Source organism: Anaeromyxobacter paludicola, assembly GCF_023169965.1.
Lineage (GTDB): Bacteria > Myxococcota > Myxococcia > Myxococcales > Anaeromyxobacteraceae > Anaeromyxobacter_B > Anaeromyxobacter_B paludicola.
Genome location: NZ_AP025592.1, coordinates 3,115,132 through 3,136,950, shown reverse-complemented (window position 1 = coordinate 3,136,950; position 21,819 = coordinate 3,115,132). Strand labels below are relative to the sequence as shown.

Here is a 21,819-nt window from a genome sequence, read left to right as displayed (position 1 = left end):
GTGCCTCGCTTGTGTTAGCGTGACCCATGATGGGTCGCCCCGGAACGCGGGACGGACGTCACGCCCCGGGACATGAAGACCGCCGCCATCGCCTTCTCACTTTCGGCCGCCACCAGCGCGTGGCTGACGCCGGTGGTGGGCGCGGCGGCGCACCGGTACGGGTTCCTCGACCACGCCCTGAGCTCGCGAAAGATCCACGGCCGCCCCATTCCCCGCCTGGGCGGGATCGCGATCGTCGTCGCGTTCTACGCGCCGCTCCTCGCGCTGCTCCTCGTGCACGGGAGCGGGGTGGGGGCGCGCTTCTGGGGGGACCTCCCGCACGCGCTCGGGCTCTTCCTGGGCGGCGCCGTGATCGCGGCGCTCGGCGTCTACGACGATCTCTTCGGCGCCGGCGCGCGCCTCAAGTTCGCGGTCCAGTTCGGCGTCGCCGCCCTGATGTACGCGTTCGGGTTTCGCATCGACGCGATCGCCGTCCCGCTGCTCCACACCGTCAGCGTGGGGTGGCTGGGCCTGCCGCTCACCATGCTCTGGATCGCGGGGGTGATCAACGCGCTCAACCTGATCGACGGCCTCGACGGCCTCGCGGGCGGGACGGCGCTGATCGCGGTGGTGGCGACCTTCGTCGAGGCGACGAGCCGCGGCAACGCGCTCATGATGCTCTTCATGGGCGCGCTCGGCGGCGCGATCCTGGGCTTCCTCCGCTACAACCTCAACCCGGCGCGCATCTTCATGGGCGACACCGGGAGCATGTTCCTCGGCTTCGTCCTCGCGGTGAGCTCGATCCAGACCGCGCACAAGTCCTCGGCCGCGGTGGCGCTGGCCATCCCGGTGGTGGCGCTCGGCCTGCCCATCGCCGACACGCTGCTCGCGATGGCGCGCCGGGCCGTCCGCGGCGTGCCGCTCTTCGCCGCCGACCGCGACCACATCCACCACCGCCTGCTCGAACGCGGGCTCACCCAGAAGCAGGCGGTGCGCGCTCTCTGGGCGGCGTCGGCGCTGCTCGGGTGCTCCGCGGTCGCCCTCACTCGGCTGAGCGGCGTCGCGGCCGCGGCGTTCCTGGTGGGCGTGGCCGCCACCTTCGTGCTCGGCCTGCGCCGGCTCGGCTACCTCCGGATGAGCTGTCCCCGCGACCTCCTGGAGCGCCGCCGGCGCAACGTGATGACGCTGCAGGCGATCCGCGAGGTCGGCGAGCGGCTCGCCCGCGCCGACCGGGGAGAGGACGTCTGGGTGGCCGTGTGCGCCGCCGCGCCGGTGCTCGGCGTGAGCTGCGTCGCGCTCCGCCGCGGCGGGCCGGCCGGCGCCAACCAGCCGATCGTCAGCGACGGCTTCCAGGAGGCGGGCCCGGCGCCGTTCGTGGCCCGCTTCTCGCTCCGCCCCGAGCGTCCGGGCGGAGACGAGCTCGAGCTGGGCTGGCGCGACGGCCGCCGCAAGCTCTCCCGCGACACCGAGATCGCCGTCGAGCTGCTCTGCGGGTATCTTCACGACGCCCTCGATCGCTTCGATCCGGACGTCCCTCTCGCCCCGGCCCGGCACGAGCCCGGCCGCTCGCGACTCGCCAGCTGAAGGAAGACCAGTGACCCCGTCCGCTCCTCGCGACCCCTCACCCATCGCGGTGGCGCCCAGCACCACCTCGGACTCCGACGAGGACGAGGCCGGGCTCGCGCAGTACCTCGGCGTCCTGCTCGCCTCGCGCGGGCTCATCCTCGCCACCACCGTGGCCGCGCTCCTCGGGGGCCTGCTCTACACCTGGCTCGCCGCCCCGGTGTTCCGCTCCGACGTGCTCGTGCAGGTCGAGGAGAAGCAGAAGGGGGTCGGCGCGCTCGACGAGCTCTCCGGCATGCTCTCGACCCAGACCCCGGCCGACACCGAGATCGAGATCATCCGCTCCCGCTCGCTGGTGGGCGCCGTGGTCCAGGAGCTCGGCCTGGACGTCGTCGCCGAGCCGCGGCACTTCCCGCTCGTCGGGGCCGCGATCGCCCGGCACCACCGCGGCGAGGCGCTCGCGGCGCCGCTCCTGGGGCTGGCCCGCTACGCCTGGGGTGGCGAGCGGATCGCCGTGGATCGGCTGGCCGTGTCGCCGCGCCTCGAGAACGAGCGGCTGACGCTCGTGGCCGGCGAGGCGGGCCGGTACCGGCTCCTCACCGCGGACGGTGACCTGCTCGTCGAGGGACAGGTCGGACAGGCGGCCGGGACCGCCGGCGGCCCGGCCCAGCTCTTCGTCTCGGAGCTCCGGGCCCGGCCCGGGACCTGGTTCCGCCTCATGAAGCGGCCGGCCAGCGAGGTGGTCCAGAAGCTCCAGAAGGACCTCGTCATCGCCGAGAAGGGCAAGAAGACCGGCATCATCCGGGTCGAGCTCTCGAGCACCGATCGCGAGCGGCTCGTCGCGATCCTCGACGCGATGGCCACCGACTACCTCCGCCAGAACGTGGAGCGGAAGTCGGAGGAGGCGCAGAAGACGCTCGAGTTCGTGAACGCCCAGCTGCCGGTGCTCCGCGGGAAGGTGGAGGAGGCGGAGCAGGCGCTCAACGCCTATCGCTCGGCGCACGGCACCATCGACCTCTCGCTGGAGGCCAAGGCGGCCCTCGACCGCAGCGTCGAGATCGAGAAGCTCGTCACCGAGTTGTCGCTGCAGCGGGCCGAGCTCAAGCAGCGCTTCACCGACACGCACCCGTACGTCGTCACCATCGACAAGAAGCTGGCCGAGGCCGAGGCGGAGCGCACGCACCTCGTGAACCAGATCAAGGGGCTGCCGCAGACGGAGCTGCAGTCGGCGCGCCTGATGCGCGACGTGAAGGTCTCGAACGAGCTCTACGTCCTCCTCCTCAACAAGTCGCAGGAGCTCAAGGTCGCCAAGTCCGGGACCATCGGGAACGTCCGGATCCTCGATCGCGCGCTCGTGCCGCGGAAGCCGGTGCACCCGGAGCCGGTGCAGACGGCCGGGCTCGCCGTCGTGCTCGGCCTGGTGCTCGGCGTGGTCGCCGCGTTCGTCCGCCGCTCGCTGAACCGCGGCGTGGAGGATCCGGACCTCGTGGAGGCGGCCACCGGCATCGGCGTCTACGCGAGCGTGCCCCACAGCGATCTGCAGTCGCAGCTGGGGCGCGGCCGCAAGGCGGCCGAGGGCTCCGGGCTCCTGGCGGTGCGCGACTCCACCGACCTCGCCATCGAGAGCCTCCGCTCCCTGCGCACCAGCCTCCAGTTCGCGCTCATGGACGCGCCCAACCGCGTCATCGCCCTCGGCGGCCCGAGCCCCGGCATCGGCAAGTCGTTCGTGGCCACCAACCTCGCCGCCGTGCTGGCCGACGCCGGCGAGCGGGTGCTCCTCATCGACGGCGACATGCGCAACGGCCGGCTCCACAAGGTCTTCGGGCTCGAGCGGAGCCCGGGCCTCTCGGAGGTGATCGCCGGCTCGGTGTCCTTCGACGAGGCGGTGCACCGGGACGTGGGGCCGAACCTCGACCTCCTGCCGCAGGGCGTGCTGCCGCCGAACCCGTCGGAGCTCCTGATGAGCGCCGGGTACCGGAAGCTCGTCGAGCGGGTCTCGGCCCAGTACGCGCTGGTCCTCATCGACACGCCGCCCATCCTGGCGGTCACCGACGCGGCGATCATCGGCCGGACGGCCGGCGTGAACCTGCTCGTCCTCCGCGCCGGACAGCACCCCCTGCGCGAGATCACGCTGACGCTGAAGCGCTACGGCCAGAGCGGCATCCGGCCGGCGGGGTTCGTGTTCAACGACGTGGTCCGCCTCGCCGGCCGGTACGGCTACGGTTACGGCTACGGGTACGGGTACCACTACCAGTACGACTACAAGAAGCGGAAGTCGGCCTAGCGAGCCACCGGTGCCACGCGCGCGCGAAGTGCGGACACGGCTCGTCCCGGCGCCTCCGGCGAGGCCGCCGGCAGGCGAGGGGCGCGTCGCGGCGCCGGGCGGGCTCCTCGCCAGCTTCGGCCATGCCTGGCGCGGGCTCGTGCACGCGGTCGCGCACGAGCGCAACATGAAGCTCCACGTGGCCGCGGGGCTCGCCGTGGGGCTCGCGGGCGGCTGCGTCGCGCTGCCGCTCGCGGCGCAGCTCGGCCTGCTGCTCTGCGTCGCGCTGGTGCTGGCGGCCGAGGCGTTCAACACCGCCCTCGAGGCCCTCGTGGACCTGTGCACGACCGAGCTCCGGCGGGAGGCCCGGATCGCCAAGGACGCGGCGGCCGGCGCGGTGCTGGCCCTCGCGGCCGGCGCGGTCCTCGCCGGCGCCGCGGTGGTGGCGCGCGCGGGGCCGGCGCTCTCCGCCGCTCGCCCGCGGCTCGGGGCGGACGCCGCCATCGGCGCGGGCGTGCTCGCCGCCGCGGGCTGGCTCCTCGGCCGGGGCCACGCCAGCGGCCGCGCCAACCGGGTGGCCACCGCCCTGGGTGGAGCGCTCCTGGCGGGCGCCGCCCATCGGACGGTGGCGTGGCCCTTCACCGGCCTGGCGGTGGCGCTCTTCGCGCTCGCCGCCGCGGCGGCGGCCAGGCGCTCCCCGCAGGTGAGCCGATGACCTCGCCCGTCCGATCCTCGCGCTGGCTCGCCGCCGCGCTCGCCCTGGCCCTGGCCGCGGCCGGGGCGCGCGCCGACGACGCGCTCCCCGCTCCCCCGCGGTACGACCTGACGCTCGACCTCGCCGTCACCGGGGCCGCCGGGGCCGCGACCCTGGCGCTCCTCGGGCTCGAGGGCCCGCTCGCCCCGCGCGCCTGCCGCTGGTGCAGCCCGCCCGGCTTCGAGGCGAGCGCCGCCCGGTCGCTCGCGTGGGGCAACCCCGGCGCCGCCGCCACCAGCTCCGACGTCCTCGTGGGCGTGATGACCGCCGGCGTGCTCGGCTACGCGCTCCTCGATGGCTACCGCCGCGACGACCCGAAGACCGGCTGGGTGAACGTGCTCCTCGTCACCGAGGCCGTGAGCCTCGCCATGCTGCTCGACACCGGCGTGAAGTACGCCGTCGGCCGGGAGCGGCCGTACGCCTGGCTCGGGAGATCGCCCTCCGCCGCGATCGATCGCGAGCGGAACCTGTCCTTCTTCTCGGGCCACGCGACGTATGCCTTCTCGCTCGCCGCGGCCTCGGGGACCCTCTTCCTGTCCCAGCGCGTGCCGGGCGCCCCCTGGATCCTGGCCGCGAGCGCGGGGGGCGCGGCGGCCGTGGCCTACCTGCGCCTCGCCGCCCGCGACCACTACCTCACCGACGTGGCCACCGGGGCGGTGGTGGGCACCGTGATCGGCTGGGCGGTGCCGCACTTCTTCCACCCGGCGGAGGGCGCGCGCTCCTCGCTGCGGCTCGCGCCGGCGCCGGGAGGCATCGCCGTCCTCTGGTGACGCCCGCCCGGCTCCCGCGGGTGACGTCCTACCCTGGGTCTGCCGGCGCCGGGGGCCTCCGGCGGATTCGCCGTCCGTGAACGTGCCGATCCACCCGGATTTGCGGGGCTTCGCCGCGCGCACCGGCCCTTCGCCATTCCTCTCCCGGGGGCACGCGCGCTGCACCCCGAGCCGCGAACGCTTCGTTCGAGGAGGGGGCACGGGTCATGAGCGCTGGCGTGAGCCGAAGGTCGGGGACGCGGTGGAGGTGGCTCGTCCTCCCCGCCCTGCTGGCCGCGTGCGGCGGAGGCGCGGCCGGGTCGGGCCCGGCGGCCACCGCGGCGAGCGGCGTGCAGGTCTCCGGATCCGGGCCGGGCGCGGTGGAGGTGGAGCTCAACCAGCCCCCGGTGCTCTCGTCGATGTGGCTCGTCCGGCAGGAGCTCCGGACGGAGGGAGAGGGCGGGGGCGTGGACGTGGAGGTCGCGGCGCGCGCCGCCGACCCGGACGGCGACGACCTCGAGTACGCCTGGAGCGCGCCCACCTGCCCCGGCGCGGTCCTCACGCCGGCGCCGTCCGGCGGCGCGGACCGGATCCTGGTGCACCTGCCGGACTCCTCCGCCGGGTGCGCGGTGGAGCTCGTGGTCCTCGACTTCTGGAAGGGGCACGCGCCGCCCGCCGGGTCCGGGCTGTCGCCGGCGCGAGGCGGCGCCGCCACGGGCACGATCCACGTCGCCCCGACGACCGCCCCCGCGATCGTCGGGCGGTGACGCTCCGGCGGACCGGAAAGAAAAGGGCCCCTCCTCGTGAAGGGGCCCCTTCCTCCGCGGCGGCGCGCTCGGCGCCGCGCCCGGTGCGCTACGGCTGGAAATCGACCTGCGTCACCGAGCCGTCCGTCAGCTCGATGCGGAGCCCGTCGAGCTGCCCCTGGAAGCCGGCCGCGCCCGAGGCGGTCTGGACCGAGAAGTAGAGGATGGGCAGATCCTGGTAGGCGGCGACCACGCGACCGCCGGAGCCGCCGAGGCTGTTGCCGGCGACGAACTCGCTCCAGGTCGGGTCGGTGTAGCTGCCGAAGTAGCCGGCCGTGGACTCGAAGAAGCGGAGCTGGTTCTGGGTCCCGGAGGAGTCCCAGAGGTTCCAGTCGCCGACGGTCTCGGTCAGGTTCTTCGCCAGGTAGGCCTCGGCCTCGACCCGCGCGCCGTACCAGCCGGAGGTCTGGCCGGCGTAGGGCGTGGTGTAGATGGCGAGGAACCAGTCGAGCACGTCCTCCGTGTGGCTGGTGGCCTTCTTCGTGTAGAAGCTGAGCCGGGCGATGTCACCGAGCTTGAGCCCGGTGCGGCTGAAGAGGCCCTGCGGGGTGAAGTAGAGCTCGGCCTTGGGCGTGCCGGTGGCGCGGATGCTGCCGCCGAGGAAGCCGGGGGCGCCGTCGTCCGCCACCCCGACCACGTTCGGCACGGTGGCCGGCGAGGTGGGGGTCACCACCTCGGTGCGGGGCGGCTGCAGCGGATCCACGTCCAGCGCGACGGTGCCGGTCGCGGTGAGGCCGTTCGCGTCGGTCACGGTGACGGCGAGCTTGCAGACGCCGATCGCGCTGCCGGCGGTGAACATGGCGGTGGAGGCCGCCTGCGGCGCTCCCTCCAGCGCGCCGAAGGAGCCCGTGCAGGTGCCCTTCGAGAAGGTGTAGGTCAGGGCGTCGCCGTTCGGGTCGGAGGCCGACACCGACAGGTCCACGGTCTGCGCCGGCGCGACGCGCGGCTGGCCGAGGGTGAGGGACGCGAGGACCGGGGCGTCGTTCAGGGTGACCTGCACCGGCGCGTCCACCTTGGCGGTGACCGCCACGTCGAAGGTGACGCTGGAGGGGGCGGCGAGGCCGTTGGAGGCGGTGACGGTGATGTGCACGGTCTGGAAGGACGGCGTGGTCGGCGCCGTCCAGACCGTGGTGCCCTGCGTGGGATCGGTGAAGACGGTGGCCGGGTCGACCACGTCCATCTGGCTCCACTGGAGGGCCACCGGCCCGGTGGCGTCGGGGTTGACCGTCACCTTGAAGGTGAGCTGCTCGCCGGAGCGGACCTGGGCGGCCGCCTCGACCGCCGTGATCCGGACCGGCACGTAGTCGGTGTGCACGACCGGCGCGGTGCTGTTGGCGATGATGATGATCGTGCTCATCACGCCCTCGGTCACCCTCACGCCGGCGGCCGAGCCGCGATAGAGCACGGTCCCGCCCGCGTCAACCGCCTCCGCCAGGAGCTGGTAGGTGGGGCCGCCGTTGGTGCTGGCGCGGAGCTGGGCGAACGTGCCGGTGTAGGTCCCGGCGGGCGTGCCGGCCGTCAGCTCGATGGGCGCGATCGTCTCGTTGGGATCGGACGAGGTGACCGCGACCGTCACCTTGGTGACGGGCCCCGCCGCGAGCCCCTGCAGCCGGACGGTGGTCTGCAGGCTCCCCTTGTTGGACTGCCCGGTCCCGCACGCCGCGAGGCCCAGCGCCACGAGCGAAAGAGCTCCGATACGCAGCGATCTCATCCGTGTACCCCCTCGAGCAAAAGGACGCCCCGCGCCGGCCCGAGCGGACCGGAGGAGCGCGCCTGGCTGTCGTTTGCGACCCCTTCGCGATCCGCCCCGGAACGGAGCGCCGCGAACGCGGGGCATGAAACGCCCGAACGGACTGTGGGTCAAGTCAAAAATTTGACGCACGGCCCGGCGAGGACGACGGCGCCGCGCGGCACGCCGCGCTCACCCTACGGCCACGGCCGGATGCTCACGAAGGTGGCCGTGCCGTCCTTCTCCGGCGCCACCTGGTGCACGATCCGCTGATCCTTGCTGATGGTGAGCCTGGAGGCGGTCTGGCTCCGCGGCACCTTGAGCTGGAAGGTGACGGTGTCCTTCTTCGCCTCCTGGATGGTGAGCTCGAGCGCGCTGCCGTCCGGCAGCGAGAAGCTGGCCGGCTTGCCGACCTCGAGGTCGCGCTGCTCCTCCTTCACCTGCGTCCAGGTCTGCCACGCGAGCGGCGAGAGCTGCGCCTGGAGGTCCTTGAGGCGCGGGTCCACCTGCGGCGGCCCCTGCCGCTTCCCCGCGAGCACGCGCACCCGCACCGGGATCCCGGCGGCCAGCGTGCGGCAGGGGACGGCCACGATGCAGCAGAGCGCGGCGGCGAGAGCGAGCTTCCTCATGGACCGGAAAGCTATAATGCGCGCGCCCGAAGGCCAATCTCGAAAGGACTCCCCCATGCGCCGGTTCGCCGTCTCCGCTCTCGTGCTCACGCTCGCCTCCGGCGCTCACGGCGCCGATCCCAGGCCGGCGGCGCAGCCGCCCGCGGCCCAGAAGACCGACCTCAAGCCGACGGCCCAGCCGCCCGCCGATTCAACGGCGCCCGACGAGCAGACCCTCGCCGCCATCGGCGCGACGGTCACCCGCGAGCTCGAGCTGTTCTCGCTCAGCAAGGAGGAGTACGCGGTGGTCCGGCGCGGCATGGACGACGCCTTCGCCGGCAAGGGCGTCGATCCCGGGCCCGCCCAGGCGCGCATCAACGCCTTCGCGCAGGCGCGCATGAAGGCGGCCGCCGACAGGCGCAAGGCGGAGGCGAAGCCGTTCCTCGACAAGGCCGCCGCCGAGAAGGGCGCCGAGCGGACCGCGTCGGGCCTCGTCTACCTCCCGCTCGCCGCCGGCACCGGCGCGCAGCCCAAGGCCGCCGACACGGTGAAGGTCCACTACACGGGCCGCTTTCCCGACGGGAAGGTCTTCGACAGCTCCGTGCAGCGCGGCCAGCCGGCCGAGTTCCCCCTCGGACGGGTCATCCCCTGCTGGACCGAAGGGGTGGCCAAGATGAAGGTGGGCGGCAAGGCCCGGCTCGTCTGCCCGGCCGACCTCGCCTACGGCGATCGAGGGGGGCCGGGCATCCCGCCGGGGTCCACCCTGGTGTTCGAGGTCGAGCTGCTCGGCGTCAGCGCCAAGTGAGCCCCCGGAGGGCAATCTCCAGCCAGGACGCAGGATTTCGTGATGCAGATCAAGTCACGAATGGTGCGTTGACGTAAGTTTTACAAAGCGCGCCCTGTAAAGACGACCGGCCGTCCCCCGAGCTCACGGGCGGGCGTCCGGTCGTCGTCCATTCGGGGCTCCCATCGGCAGGCCGGGCACTGACCCGGGCGGGCGGCCCGCAAACGAACGTTTGGGTTCGGTCGCTCAGGCCTTTCCGGTCTCCGCGCGGGTACGCCGCCCTGGTTCACCGATCGTGACGCGACGGTGCGTGAATCCCAGGAACACGTGACACGCTCCGGGAGCGACCCACCCGGCGCGCCCTTTGCTCTAGCGCTCGCCACGTACGCGGCCGGCCAGGTCGCGGGCACCAGGGATAGCGGCGCGCCGCCAGGGGAGACCACGCATGCGCATCAACTTCATCGTCCTCGCGACACTGGTCGTGAACGCAGCTCTCGCTCCGACCCTGGCCCTATCCCAAACTCAAGGTACGGCCTCGTCGGCGAACGTGACCGCGATGCGCCGCGTCACCAACGCCGACCGGCAGGCGGCGGCGCAGCGCCGCGCCGCGGCGAAGGCGGCGGCGGCCCCGGCCACCACGACCACGCCGACGACGACCACCACCACCACCGCCAAGGCCGGCCTCGCCGCCGCGCTCGCCGGCTCCGGAGTGAGCGCGGCCACGCTCGCCCCCACCATGAACCCGGGCGGCACCCCCGACGTCTTCAACGTCGGCAACTACGCCAACAGCCCGCTCCCGGTGCGCGCCTGCTCGGTGACCACCACCCAGCTCTGCTACTCCGACGCCGACTGCCCGGTGAACCCCACCACGCAGATCCCGGAGACCTGCACCACCTACGTCTCCGGCGGCATCAAGAAGTTCGTGGACGGGCTGCCGGGCCTGGGGAGCGCCAACGCCAACAACCTCGGGCAGTACATCCCCGTCGCGACCCCCGACACGACCCGCTTCCCCAACTCCGACTACTACGAGATCGGCGTCGTCAACTACACGCAGCAGTTCCACACCAACCTGCCGGCCACCACGCAGGTGCGCGGCTACTACGACAAGCTCGCCGCCGCGCCGAACGACCAGCTCCCGCACTACCTCGGCCCCGTCATCGTGGCGCAGAAGGACCGGCCGGTCCGCATCAAGTTCACGAACGAGCTCCCCACCTCCGACCAGCCGGGCAGCAAGCTCTTCCTCCCCGTGGACACCACGGTGATGGGCGCGGGCATGGGCCCCGACGGCTCGAGCTACACCGAGAACCGGGCCGAGCTGCACCTCCACGGCGGCGTGACCCCGTGGATCAGCGACGGCACGCCGCACCAGTGGATCACGCCGGCCGGCGACCCGGCCACGCTCAAGCGCGGCGTCTCGCAGCGCAACGTCCCCGACATGCCGGATCCGGGCGACGGCGCCGGGACCTACTACTACACGAACCAGCAGTCCGCCCGGTTCATGTTCTACCACGACCACTCCTACGGCGTGACGCGGCTCAACGTCTACGCCGGCGAGGCGGCCGGCTACCTCCTCACCGACCCCGTCGAGGAGGACCTCATCTCGAACAAGAAGGTGATCCCGGACCTCGGCGGCGTGTACCACCTCGGCGTCCCGCTCATCCTGCAGGACAAGACCTTCGTCCCGGACACGACCCAGCTCGCCCAGCAGGATCCGACCTGGGACACGGCGAAGTGGGGCGGCCCGGGCAACCTCTGGTTCCCGCACGTCTACGTCCCCAACCAGAACCCCTACGACTCGCAGGGCGTGAACGCGTTCGGCCGCTGGGACTACGGACCGTGGTTCTGGCCGCCGTGGCCCTCTACGCCGGGTGAGCAGTGCCCGGTGCCGCCGGCGACCGGCCCCTGCACCCCCGGCCTGCCCAACCCGTCCATCGTGCCCGAGGGCTTCATGGACACGCCGCTCGTGAACGGCACGGCCTACCCGACCTTCACGGTGGACCGGAAGGCCTACCGCTTCCGCATCCTCAACGCCGCCAACGACCGGAGCGTGAACCTCTCCATCTTCTTCGCCGACGCCTCCGGGACCGAGGTGAAGATGGTGCCGGCGACGCCCCACGGCGCCTCCGACCCCGTGCCGGCCTGCGCGCCCGGCATCACCGTCGGCACGCCCGGCTACGTCTCCATCGTGAACGGCGTCGCGGTCACCAACCCGGCCTCGGGCTGCTGGCCCTCCACCTGGCCCACCGACGGCCGCGACGGCGGCGTGCCCGATCCGACCACCGCCGGCCCGTCCTTCATCCAGATCGGCTCGGAGGGCGGCTTCCTCCCGGCGCCGGTCCAGATCGACCCCACCCCGGTCGGCTACGAGTACAACCGGCGCAACATCGTGGTGCTCAACGTCTCCACGCACGCCCTCACGCTCGGCCCCGCCGAGCGCGCCGACGTGATCGTGGACTTCTCGCAGGTGCCGGCCGGCTCGAAGCTCATCCTCTACAACGACGCCCCGGCGCCGTTCCCGGCCTTCGACACCCGCTACGACTACTACACCGGCAACATGGACCAGGCCTCGAGCGGCGGCGCGCCCACCACGCTCCCCGGCTACGGTCCCAACACCCGCACCTTCATGCAGTTCGTGGTCTCGAGCGCGCCGGCGGCCGCGCCGTTCGACCTGGCCTCGCTCCAGGCGGCGTTCAACGGCACGAGCGGGCAGCCCGGCCCGTTCGCCGCCTCGCAGCCCGTCCCGGTGGTGCCGGAGTCGGCCTACGGCCCGGCGTACGGCACCACGCTCACCGACAACTACGCCCGCATCCAGAACACCACCGGCCTCACCTTCACGCCCATCAACGGCAGCGCGCCGGTGACCATCCCGCTGCTGCCGAAGGGCATCCAGGAGCTCTTCGACCCCGCGGGCCGCATGAACGCCACGCTGGCGACCGAGATCCCCAACACGACGGCGACCACGCAGACCACCATCCCGGTCGGCTACGTCGACCCGCCCACCGACTTCACGCTCGACGGCCAGCCGCAGCTCTGGAAGATCACGCACAACGGCGTGGACACCCACACCGTCCACTTCCACCTCTTCAACGTCCAGGTGGTGAACCGCGTCGGCTGGGACGGCCAGATCCGGCCGCCCGATCCCAACGAGCTCGGGTGGAAGGAGTCGGTCCGCATGAGCCCGCTCGAGGACGTGATCGTGGCGGTGCTGCCCATCACGCCCGTGGTGCCCTTCGTCCTGCCCGACATGCACCGGCTCCAGGACGTGACGCAGCCCGCGGGCGGGGCGGTCACCTACTTCGACCCGCTCACCGGCGCCACCGTCAACGGGACGAACGCAGAGTTCAACTACGGCGGTGAGTACGTGTGGCACTGCCACCTCCTCGGCCACGAGGAGAACGACATGATGCGGCCCATCGTGCACCTCGCCACGCCCGAGGCGCCGTCCGGGCTGGCGGTGTCCGCGTCGGGCACGTCCGTGACCGGCTCGTTCACCGACAACTCCGCGTCGGCCACCGAGTTCGCCGTGCAGCAGTCGGCCGACGCGGCCTTCACCGCGCCGACCACGACCACGGTGCCGGCGACGGCGCAGGGACCGGTCGCGGTCGGCTTCTCGGGCACCGTCGCCGACGCCACCGTGGCCTGGTACTACCGGGTCCAGGCGGTGAAGCGGATCACCGGCCCGTACGGTGACAACGTGGTCGCCTCGGCCTGGTCCAACACCGCCATGCTCGGCGCCTCGCCGACCGCGGCGCTCGCCCCGGCGACGCTCGACTTCGGCAACCAGCTCGTCGGCGTGGTGAGCGCCCCGCTCACGGCCACGCTCTCGGCCACCGGCGCCGGCGCCCTCTCGATCGGCGCGGCCACCCTCTCCGGCGTCACCCCCGGCGACTTCGCCGTCACCACCACCTGCGCCGGGAGCCTCGTCGCCGGACAGACCTGCGACTACGCGGTCACCTTCAAGCCGGGCGCCCTCGGGCAGCGCGGGGCGGTGCTCTCGGTCGCCACCTCCGACCCGGCCAACCCGGTGGTCACGGCCACCCTGGTCGGCGTGGGCGTGGCCCCGGCGGCCTCGGTCGCCCCGACGGCGCTCACCTTCGCCCCGCAGCTCCTCGGGACCACCAGCGCCCCGGCGCTCACGGTGACCCTCACCAACGCCGGCACCGCGCCGCTCGGCTACACCGGCTTCGCCATCGCCGGCGCCAACCCGGCCGACTTCGCCGCCACCACGGGCTGCCCCGCCAGCGTCGCCGTCGGCGCGAGCTGCACCTTCCAGGTGACCTTCACGCCCGGCGGGCTCGGCGCCCGCGCCGGCCGGCTCACCCTCAACACCACCGACCCGGCCAACCCGGCGGTGCTCGTGACCCTCGCCGGCACCGGCATCGCGCCGGCCATCACCCTCTCGCCGGCCTCGCTCACCTTCCCGAACCAGCTCGTGGCCACGACCAGCGCGGCGCAGGTGGTGACGGTCGGCAACGCCGGCACCGCCCCGCTCCTCGTCTCCGGCGTCGGGCTCTCCGGCGCCAACGCCGCGGAGTTCGCCCAGACCAGCACCTGCCCCGCGAGCCTCGCCGTCGGCGCGACCTGCACCATCTCGGTCACCTTCACGCCGGCGACGGTGGCCCCGAAGGCGGCCTCGCTCGGCGTGCTGAGCTCCGACCCGGCGCGCCCGACCGCCTCGGTGGCCCTCGCCGGCACCGTGGTGGCCCCGACCGCCTCGCTCACCCCGGCCTCGCTGACCTTCGGCGCCCAGGTCATCGCCACGACGAGCCCGGCGCAGGTCGCCACGCTCGCCAACACCGGGACGGCGCCGCTCGCCGTGAGCGGGATCTCGGTCACCGGCGACTTCGCCCAGACCAGCAACTGCCCGGCGAGCCTCGCCGTCGGCGCGAGCTGCACCATCTCGGTCACCTTCACGCCGACCACGTCCGGCGCCCGCTCCGGCGCGCTGACCGTGGCGAGCTCCGACCCGGTGAACCCCACCGTCTCGGCGTCGCTCGCCGGCACCGGCACGGCGCTCGCCCTCGCGCCCGCGGCGGTCGCCTTCGGCAACCAGCTCGTCGGGACCACCAGCGCCGGCCACACGGTGACGCTCCTCAACACCGGCACCACCGCGCTGGCCCTCACCTCCGTCACCCTCACCGGGACCAACGCCGCGAGCTTCAGCTTCAACAACAACTGCGGCACGTCGATCGCCGCCGGCCGGTCCTGCACCGTCTCGGTCCGGTTCTCGCCCACCGCCGCGGGCCCGGCGACGGCCGCCTTGTCGGTCGCCACCGCCGACCCGGTCTCCCCGCAGACCGTGGCGCTCACCGGCACCGGCACCGCGCCGGTGGCCTCGGCCACCCCGTCCTCGCTCACCTTCTCGAGCGGGATGAACGTGACGAGCGCGGCCCAGACGGTGACGCTCACCAACACCGGCACGGCGCCGCTCACCCTGAACGGCATCGGCCTCGGCGGCGCGAGCCCGAGCCAGTTCGCCCAGACCAACAACTGCGGCGGCGGCCTGGCCGTGGGCGCGAGCTGCACCATCGACGTGACCTTCACGCCCACCACCTACGGCGGCGTGCTCACGAAGACGGCCACCCTCACGATCAACGCGGCGGCCCCGGCCACCCCGGTGAGCGTGGGCCTGTCCGGCACCATCGTGGTCCCGACCTACGCGGTCAGCCCGACGGCGCTCACCTTCGCGAAGCAGGCGGTGGGCACCACCAGCGCGGCGCAGGTGGTCACCATCACCAACGGCAACGCGGCGCCGCTCGGGATCCGCGGCATCACGCTCGGCGGCAGCAGCCCGTGGAACTACGCCCAGACCAACAACTGCCCGGCCACCCTGGCGACCGGCGCGAGCTGCACCGTGAACGTGACCTTCACGCCCACGAGCGCCGGCACCAAGACCGCCACCCTCAACGTCCGCGCGGCGGCCCCCGCCGCCTCGCAGTCGGTCACCCTCACCGGAGCCGGGCAGTAGGCCCGCGCCGCTCGATCCCGGAGGAAACATGAACGCGAACGATCGACGCCTCGCTGATGCCCCGGCCTCCCGCCGCGCTCCCTCCCCGCTCCGGCGGGGAGGGCAGGGGAGGGGCGGCCAGCCGTCGCAGTGGCTCCGCGCCTGCGCCCTCGCGCTCCTCGCCGCCGTCGCCGCCACCGGCTGCAAGAGCAGCTCGAGCGCCCCGCCCGCGCTGAGCGGCCTCGCCGTCACACCCGGCGCCGCCTTCGCCGTGGTCGGCGACCAGACCCAGCTCGCGGTCACCGCCCGCTACGCCAACGGGACCACCGCGGCGTTCTCCGGAACGCTGCAGTGGTCCTCCTCGGACCCGGCCGTCGCCGCCGTGACCCCCGCCGGCGTGGTCACCGCGGCCGGGGCCGGCACCGCCACCCTGACCGCCCGCGACCCCGCGAGCGGCCTCTCCGGCGCCGCCCAGTTCACCGCCCGGGCCGCCACCAACGTGGCCACGGCCCCCGCGCCGCCCGCGACCGGCCAGGTCGGCGCCACCCAGGCCTACGTCCGCTACACCGGTCTCACGCCGGGCGGGTTCTACGTGGTCACCCTCGGCGGCCTCACCGACGACCTCGACCTCGCCGTCTACGCCGACGCGAGCCTCGCGCAGGACGCGCTCCTCTGCAGCTCGTCCACGGTCGGCACGGCGCCCGAGTCCTGCCTGGCGCAGGCCACCGCCAAGGGCGAGCTCTTCGTCTCCGTGGACGGCACCTGGAGCGAGGCCGGCTCGAGCTACCAGCTCGCGCTCGCCACCCCGACCCCGGCCGCCCTCGCCGGCACGCTCGCCCTGGGCCAGCCGGCGCTGTCCGGCTCGGTGGACGCGCACACCGCCGTCTACAAGGTGACCGGCCTCACGCCCGGCGCGCAGTACCAGCTCAAGCTCTCGGGCCTGACCGCCGACCTCGACCTCGCCGTCTACTCCGATCCCTACCTCTACGGCGAGGCCTGCGCGTCGTACCTCTCCGGCAACGTGGACGACGCCTGCACCACCACGGCCAGCGCCGCCGGCGAGCTCTACGCCGAGGTGGACGGGGAGTCCTCCGGGACCGGCGGTCACTTCCAGCTCTCGGTGGCGGCGAGGTAGCGAGGTGGCCGGAGCGCTCGCCAGGAGGGGCGCCGGGGCCCCGCACGCTCAAAGGCCCCGGCTGACCCCGCTGCCCTCCCTCCCCGCTCGGGCGGAGAGGGCAGGGGAGGGGCGGCCAGGGGTGCCCCGCGTCTCACCCCCTCCCTTTCCCTCCCCCGCTCCGCGGGAGAGGGGAAGAGGTGCTCGGGGTGGCCTGGACGAGCACCCCGTCTCCTCCCGCCGCCTCCTCGCCCTCGGCCTCGCCGCCAACGCGCTCCTGCTCGCCGGCAGCCTGGCCTTCATCCTGCGCGCCCGCGCCCCGTCCCTGCTCGACGGCGACGACGCCCCCGCGAGCGCCGCCGCCGGCCCTGCGGGCGCGTCCGCCTCGCCCGCGATGCCGCCCACGCTGCTCCCCGAGGGCGCCCGCGCCATCCCGGCGGTGCCGCCGCCGCCCCCGGCGCCGGGCCGCAAGCGCACCGCGACGAGCGGCGTCGCCCACCCGTCGCCCGCCGATCCCCCGCGCCCGGTGACGCTCAAGCCCTCGCGGCAGACCTGGGACTTCTTCTCCGCGCTCGGCGACCTGCAGGGGAAGATCGACGAGTGCGCCGCCCGCTCGCCGCGCCCCGCCCCGGCCGGCCACGAGGCCCAGACGGTGCTCCGCCTCACCATGGAGACGCTCGACGGCCAGGTGCTCGTCCACGACGCCGCCGTGGAGCGCGAGGGCGACGCCAGCCCTGCGCTCGTGGGCTGCGCCCAGCAGCTCCTCCGCGGCGCCCGCGTGCCCATGGCCGCCGCGCGCCCCGGGACCCGCATGGAGATGCAGCTCCCCCTCACCGACGCCGTCGCCGGCCGGAGGACGCTGCGCTGAGCCGTGAGTCTCTCCTCCCCGCCGGGCGGGGAGGGCTGGGGAGGGGCCGCCAGGCCGCGCTACGTCGGCTCGTCGCTCCCGATGAGCACCACCGGTCCGTCGCTCGTGCGCAGCACCGTCGCGCTCCGCCCCTCGGTGACCACGTCGAGGTCGTTCTCCGGGCCAGCGCCGGGCAGGAGCAGGTAGAGCGCCAGCGCCGCCGCCACCGGGGCCATCGCCGCGCCGAACGCGAGCGCCCGGTGCGCCCGGAACCAGGCCGCGAGCCGGCGCAGCGCGCCCTCGTGGTCCGCCGGCGCCGCCTCGAGCCGCGCCAGCACACCCTCCGCGAACCCGCTGAAGTCCCGCGCCGCCGCCGCCCGCGTGAGCCCGTAGCCCACCACGCCCTCGACGGCCAGCAGGTCCTTCTGGATGGCGCGGCACCGCGCGCAGCCCGCGAGGTGCCCGGCGAGCCCGGCCTGCTCCTCCGCCGAGAGCTCGCCCCGGCGCGCCGTCAGCATGGGCGCGAACCGCACGCAGGCGCTCACGGCGCGCCTCCCCCGGGCGCGAGCCCGGCGTACTCGGCGAGGAGCGCCTGCATCTTCTTCCGCGCGTGGAACAGCCGGCTCATCACGGTGCCCTTGTGGATCCCGAGCCGCTCGGCCAGCTCCTCGTAGGAGAGCCCCTCCACCTCGCGGAGCACGAGGATCGTCCGGTGCTTCTCCGGGAGCTGCGCCAGCGCCCGCTCCATGTTCTCCGCCAGCTCGCGCCGGAGCGCGTTCGCCTGCGGGTCGTCGCCCAGCGCCGTCGCCAGGATCCCCTCGCCCCCCTCGGCCAGGCTCTCGTCCCGGACCTCGTCGAGCTCCTGCTTGGACGACGTCCGCTCCTTGCGGACCACGTCGATCCCGAGGTGGGTGGCGATGCGCAGCACCCAGGTGGAGAAGCTCGAGTCGCCCTTGAACTCGGCCAGGTGGCGGTGCACCCGGACGAACGCCTCCTGGGCGACGTCCCAGGCGAGGTCCGGATCCTTCACGATGCCGAGCGCCACGGCGTACACCTTTCTCTGGTAGCGGACGACCAGCTCCCGAAAAGCCTCCCCGTCGCCTCGCTGGGCGCGGGTCACGAGGGCGTCGTCGTCGGCTTCCATGCGCTGGACGGTCGGGGCGGCGGGGAAATTCACCGCGGCGGGGAAAACTACCACAGCGGCGTTCTTCCCTGGCCGCTGGTTCCGCAGCCGCCCCCGCCCCGTCGCGCTACTATCAGTAGCTCCGCATGTCCGGCAGCTACCCCCAGATCGCCCGGGTCCTCGACGGGGCTCGCCGGCGAGAGGCCCTCGTCGTCCTCGGGACGGCCGCCGGGTGGGGGCTCGCGGCGGGGCTGGCCGTGCTCCTGCTCGGCGCGCTCGCGCTCGCCGGCTGGCCGGGACGCGCCCCCGCGCTCCGGCTCGCGACCCTGGGGGCGGCCGCCATCGCCCTCGCCTGCGCCGCCGGCTGGGCCGCGGTCGCGCTCTTCCGCCGGGCGGCGGCGCCGGAGGCGGTGGCCCGGACGGTCGCCGAGGCCGAGCCGGCGCTCCGCTCCGACCTCGTCTCCGCCGTCGAGCTCGAGCGGGAGCGGGCGGAGATCGCCGCCGACGGGCGGTACTCGGTGGCGCTCCTCGACGCGCACCTCGACGACACGGCCCGCCGGGCGGTGGCCGTGGACCTCTCCCGCGCCATCCCGTCGCTGCCGGCGCGCCGCGCGCTCGGGGCGCTCGGGGCGATGGCCGCGCTGCACCTCCTCGGCCTCGCCCTGGGCTGGAAGCCCCTCGCCGCCGGCTGGACGCTCCTCACCGCCCGCGGCGCCGCCGCGCTCGCCGCCCGCGCCGACCCCATCACCGGGGACGTGGAGCTCGTCTACCGCTACCCCGCCTACATGAGCCGCGCGCCCCGGACCCTCTCCGGCACCGGCGGCGAGGTGAGCGCGCCGCGCGGCACCGAGGTCACCCTGCGCACCCGCGCCGACCGCGACGTCGCGGAGGCCGAGATCGTGCTCGAGGAGAGCGGGGCGGCTCCGCTGGCCGCCCCTCCCCAGCCCTCCCCGCCCGAGCGGGGAGGGAGTGCCGCGGCGCCTCCCCAGGCCAGCCCCTCGGCTCCTCTCATCCCCTCTCCCGCGCCAGCGGGGGAGGGCCAGGGAGGGGGCGCCGCGCCCCGCAGCCGCATCATCCCGGTGACGGTGCAGGATCGGCGCGGCCTCACCGCCTCCTTCCAGGTGGACGCCCCCGGCTCCTACCGCTTCCGCTTCAAGAAGGGACGCCGCGTCGTCGCCGAGGGTCCGCCCATCCCGGTGGTCCTCGAGCCCGACGCCTTCCCCGAGGTCCGCATCACCGCGCCGGCCGCGGAGCTGGAGGTCCGCTCCACCGATCCCGTCCGCGTCGACTGGTCCGCCTCCGACGACTACGGCCTCTCGGACCTCACCCTCGTCACCAAGCTCCCCGCCGGCGACGAGGAGCGCCGCCCGCTGAAGCAGTTCAGCGAGACCCGCCGCGAGGGCGGCTCGCTGCTCCTCGACCTCGCCGCCTACCGGCTCGCCGAGGGCGAGAAGCTCCTCTACTGGCTCGAGGTGCGCGACAACGACGCCGTCTCGGGCCCGAAGCGCGCCGCCTCCGCCACCCACGCGGTGAAGCTCTACAGCGAGGCCGAGCACCACCGCGCCCTGCTCGAGCAGGCCCGCGCGCTCTGGGAGCAGCTCGTGGGGCTCCTCGGCGACCGGCTCGCGTTCCGCGGCGGCGAGGACCGGGCCTGGACCGACACCCGGGCCGCGCAGGCGCTCGCGCTCGACGCGCGCGCGAAGAAGCTCCACCAGGACGTGCGCGAGGCCGCCCTGGCCATGAAGAAGGAGAGGGCGGCGCCCAAGGAGCTCCCGGCCGCGCTCGCCAACGTCGCCGCCGGGCTCCGCGCCGCCGAGCAGCAGCTCACCGCGCTCCACCAGACGGTGGCGCGCATGCTCCAGTTCTCGCCCGGCGAGACGGGCGGCCAGCTCCAGCGGCGCGCCGCCGATCTCGACGACGCCATGGACGCCGAGCTCGAGAAGGACGTCCTCTACCTCGAGCAGCTCCTCGACCGCCGCCGCGCCGAGGACCTGCTCCACCTCGCGCAGGACCTCGCCGCCCGGCGGCGCGACCTCGCCCAGCTCCTGGATCAGTACAAGCAGAGCCCGAGCGACGCGGCGAAGAAGCAGCTCCTCGCCGAGATCGGCCGGATGAAGCGGCGCATGCAGGAGATGGCGCAGCGCATGGCCGAGCTCGCCAAGGGGATCAACGACGAGCACATGAACGCCGAGGCGCTGGCGGAGCTGCAGAAGAGCCGCGACCTCGCCGGCGGCATGGACGAGGTGGAGAAGAAGCTCGCGCAGGGCGACCTCGAGGGCGCCATGAAGGCGCTCGACGCCATGGGCAGCGCCATGCAGGACATGCTCGCCGGGCTGGAGCGCACGGCCGGCGAGCCGGGCCGGCGCAACGCCGGGCTCATGAAGGAGATGCTCGCCTTCAAGGACGAGCTCGGGAAGGTCCGGGCCGAGCAGCAGCAGGTCGAGTCGGAGACCGGCGCGATCCGGCAGCAGTACCGCAAGAAGGTGGGCGAGAAGCTGGCGCAGCTGAAGGGCCAGACCCGCAAGCTCCAGCAGCTCGCCGAGCAGGCGCGGCGCGAGGTGGAGGCGTCGCGCCAGGCGGTGCCGCAGCGCCCCGACGACGACGCGCAGCAGGCCCGCGACCGGCTCGGCGACGCCGGCCGGGCCCTCGGCGCCCAGGACCTCGACGCCGCCCTCGACTCGGCCCGCCGCGCCGCCGCGCCGCTGCAGCGGCTCGCGACCTCGCTCGAGGACGAGGCCCGCTTCGCCAGGCTGGGTCAGCTGGGCCAGCCGCGCGACGCCCGCCAGCTGGAGGAGGCGGCCCGGCACGCCGGCAAGGCGCTCCCGCTGGCGCGCGAGCTCCGGCAGCAGCTCGAGCAGCTCTTCCCCGACCCGAAGGGCCTGCTCGGCAAGGCGCAGCAGGAGCAGCTCGACCGGCTCTCGAAGCGGCAGGACGGGCTGCAGCGCCGCGCCGGCGAGCTGCGGCAGAAGCTCTCCGAGCTGGCGCAGAAGGCCCCGGTCTTCCCGCCCGAGGCCGACCAGCAGATGAGCGAGGCGCAGGGGGAGATGATGCAGGCCGCGGGCGAGCTCGCCCAGCGCGACCCGCAGCGCGGCCAGGGGCACCAGCGCCAGGCGATGGACTCGCTCGACCGCTTCCAGAAGGGGCTCGAGGAGGTGGCGAAGAACGCCCGCCCCGGCGGCGGCGGCGACGGCTTCCCGTTCCCCTTCGGCCAGACCCAGCCCGGCTCCGGTCAGGGCGACGGCGAGGACGCCCCGAGCCCGGAGAAGGTGGAGATCCCCGGCGCCGAGGCCTACAAGGCTCCCGAGGAGTTCCGCAAGGACCTGCTCGACGCCATGAAGCAGGGCGCCCCCCAGACCTACGAGGGCGAGGTGAAGCGCTACTACCAGGAGCTGGTGAAGTGAGCCCGCCGCATCCGCGCCCCCTCCCCATCCCTCCCCCGCTCCGCGGGAGAGGGGAACAGGCTCCGGGGCTCACGCTCTCGCTGCCTCCCGCGCTGCACTCCCTCCCCGCTCGGGCGGGGAGGGCAGGGGAGGGGCGGCCAGCGGTGCCTCGC

At 74.2% G+C, this 21,819-nt stretch carries 14 protein-coding genes; 10 read left to right on the top strand and 4 right to left on the bottom strand.

Features of this window, described 5'->3' with window-relative positions; all coding sequences use genetic code 11:
• Positions 1-72 precede the first annotated feature (72 nt).
• The 5 genes from AMPC_RS14055 (at position 73) to AMPC_RS14035 (ending at position 6,075) form a co-directional block, all read left to right on the top strand.
• The gene (locus tag AMPC_RS14055) at positions 73-1,563 is read left to right on the top strand and encodes an MraY family glycosyltransferase (protein ID WP_248341909.1); all 1,491 of its coding nucleotides are present in this window, start codon (positions 73-75) and stop codon (positions 1,561-1,563) included.
• A gap of 10 nt (positions 1,564-1,573) precedes the next feature.
• Positions 1,574-3,826, top strand: coding sequence for a polysaccharide biosynthesis tyrosine autokinase (locus tag AMPC_RS14050; protein ID WP_248341908.1), 2,253 nt, complete (start codon positions 1,574-1,576; stop codon positions 3,824-3,826).
• 28 nt (positions 3,827-3,854) lie between these two features.
• Entirely contained in the window at positions 3,855-4,520 is a 666-nt protein-coding gene (locus AMPC_RS14045) for a diacylglycerol kinase family protein (protein ID WP_248341907.1), read from the top strand.
• Positions 4,517-5,329, top strand: coding sequence for a phosphatase PAP2 family protein (locus AMPC_RS14040; protein ID WP_248341906.1), 813 nt, complete (start codon positions 4,517-4,519; stop codon positions 5,327-5,329). Before AMPC_RS14045 ends, AMPC_RS14040 begins: the two co-directional genes overlap by 4 nt.
• 218 nt (positions 5,330-5,547) lie before the next feature.
• The gene (locus AMPC_RS14035) at positions 5,548-6,075 is read left to right on the top strand and encodes a hypothetical protein (protein ID WP_248341905.1); all 528 of its coding nucleotides are present in this window, start codon (positions 5,548-5,550) and stop codon (positions 6,073-6,075) included.
• An 88-nt stretch (positions 6,076-6,163) separates the two neighbouring features.
• Here the strand turns inward: AMPC_RS14035 and AMPC_RS14030 are convergent, their stop codons facing one another.
• The gene (locus AMPC_RS14030) at positions 6,164-7,825 is read right to left on the bottom strand and encodes an Ig-like domain-containing protein (protein ID WP_248341904.1); all 1,662 of its coding nucleotides are present in this window, start codon (positions 7,823-7,825) and stop codon (positions 6,164-6,166) included.
• 215 nt (positions 7,826-8,040) lie between these two features.
• Entirely contained in the window at positions 8,041-8,472 is a 432-nt protein-coding gene (locus tag AMPC_RS14025) for a hypothetical protein (protein WP_248341903.1), read from the bottom strand.
• 55 nt (positions 8,473-8,527) lie between these two features.
• On the opposite strand from AMPC_RS14025, the gene AMPC_RS14020 reads away from it, so the two are divergent.
• The 4 genes from AMPC_RS14020 to AMPC_RS14005 all read left to right on the top strand — a co-directional run bounded on the left by AMPC_RS14020 (position 8,528) and on the right by AMPC_RS14005 (position 17,164).
• A complete protein-coding gene (locus AMPC_RS14020) occupies positions 8,528-9,256 on the top strand; it encodes an FKBP-type peptidyl-prolyl cis-trans isomerase (protein WP_248341902.1) in 729 nt (242 codons plus the stop codon).
• Between the two features lie 424 nt (positions 9,257-9,680).
• Positions 9,681-15,203: a choice-of-anchor D domain-containing protein gene (locus AMPC_RS14015; RefSeq protein ID WP_248341901.1), complete on the top strand. Its 5,523-nt coding sequence runs from the start codon at positions 9,681-9,683 to the stop codon at positions 15,201-15,203.
• Positions 15,204-15,231: 28 nt separating this feature from the next.
• Positions 15,232-16,317 (top strand): Ig-like domain-containing protein, encoded by a 1,086-nt coding sequence (locus AMPC_RS14010; RefSeq protein ID WP_248341900.1) that lies wholly within the window; start codon positions 15,232-15,234, stop codon positions 16,315-16,317.
• 121 nt (positions 16,318-16,438) lie between these two features.
• Positions 16,439-17,164, top strand: a complete 726-nt coding sequence (locus AMPC_RS14005) for a hypothetical protein (protein ID WP_248341899.1) — start codon at positions 16,439-16,441, stop codon at positions 17,162-17,164.
• Positions 17,165-17,223: 59 nt separating this feature from the next.
• On the opposite strand, the gene AMPC_RS14000 is transcribed toward AMPC_RS14005, so the two are convergent.
• Positions 17,224-17,688: a zf-HC2 domain-containing protein gene (locus AMPC_RS14000; protein ID WP_248341898.1), complete on the bottom strand. Its 465-nt coding sequence runs from the start codon at positions 17,686-17,688 to the stop codon at positions 17,224-17,226.
• Positions 17,685-18,287, bottom strand: a complete 603-nt coding sequence (locus AMPC_RS13995; protein WP_248341897.1) for an RNA polymerase sigma factor — start codon at positions 18,285-18,287, stop codon at positions 17,685-17,687. Before AMPC_RS13995 ends, AMPC_RS14000 begins: the two co-directional genes overlap by 4 nt.
• A 125-nt stretch (positions 18,288-18,412) precedes the next feature.
• Here AMPC_RS13995 and AMPC_RS13990 point away from each other — a divergent pair, with 125 nt between their 5' ends.
• The gene (locus AMPC_RS13990; RefSeq protein ID WP_248341896.1) at positions 18,413-21,667 is read left to right on the top strand and encodes a DUF4175 domain-containing protein; all 3,255 of its coding nucleotides are present in this window, start codon (positions 18,413-18,415) and stop codon (positions 21,665-21,667) included.
• Positions 21,668-21,819 lie beyond the last annotated feature (152 nt).

Coding starts and splice junctions, on each gene's coding strand:
- AMPC_RS14055 (WP_248341909.1), top strand. CDS start 73: ATGAAGACCGCCGCCATCGCCTTCTCACTTTCGGCCGCCACCAGCGCG.
- AMPC_RS14040 (WP_248341906.1), top strand. CDS start 4,517: ATGACCTCGCCCGTCCGATCCTCGCGCTGGCTCGCCGCCGCGCTCGCC.
- AMPC_RS14030 (WP_248341904.1), bottom strand. CDS start 7,825: ATGAGATCGCTGCGTATCGGAGCTCTTTCGCTCGTGGCGCTGGGCCTC.
- AMPC_RS14025 (WP_248341903.1), bottom strand. CDS start 8,472: ATGAGGAAGCTCGCTCTCGCCGCCGCGCTCTGCTGCATCGTGGCCGTC.
- AMPC_RS14020 (WP_248341902.1), top strand. CDS start 8,528: ATGCGCCGGTTCGCCGTCTCCGCTCTCGTGCTCACGCTCGCCTCCGGC.
- AMPC_RS14015 (WP_248341901.1), top strand. CDS start 9,681: ATGCGCATCAACTTCATCGTCCTCGCGACACTGGTCGTGAACGCAGCT.
- AMPC_RS14010 (WP_248341900.1), top strand. CDS start 15,232: ATGAACGCGAACGATCGACGCCTCGCTGATGCCCCGGCCTCCCGCCGC.
- AMPC_RS13995 (WP_248341897.1), bottom strand. CDS start 18,287: ATGGAAGCCGACGACGACGCCCTCGTGACCCGCGCCCAGCGAGGCGAC.
- AMPC_RS13990 (WP_248341896.1), top strand. CDS start 18,413: ATGTCCGGCAGCTACCCCCAGATCGCCCGGGTCCTCGACGGGGCTCGC.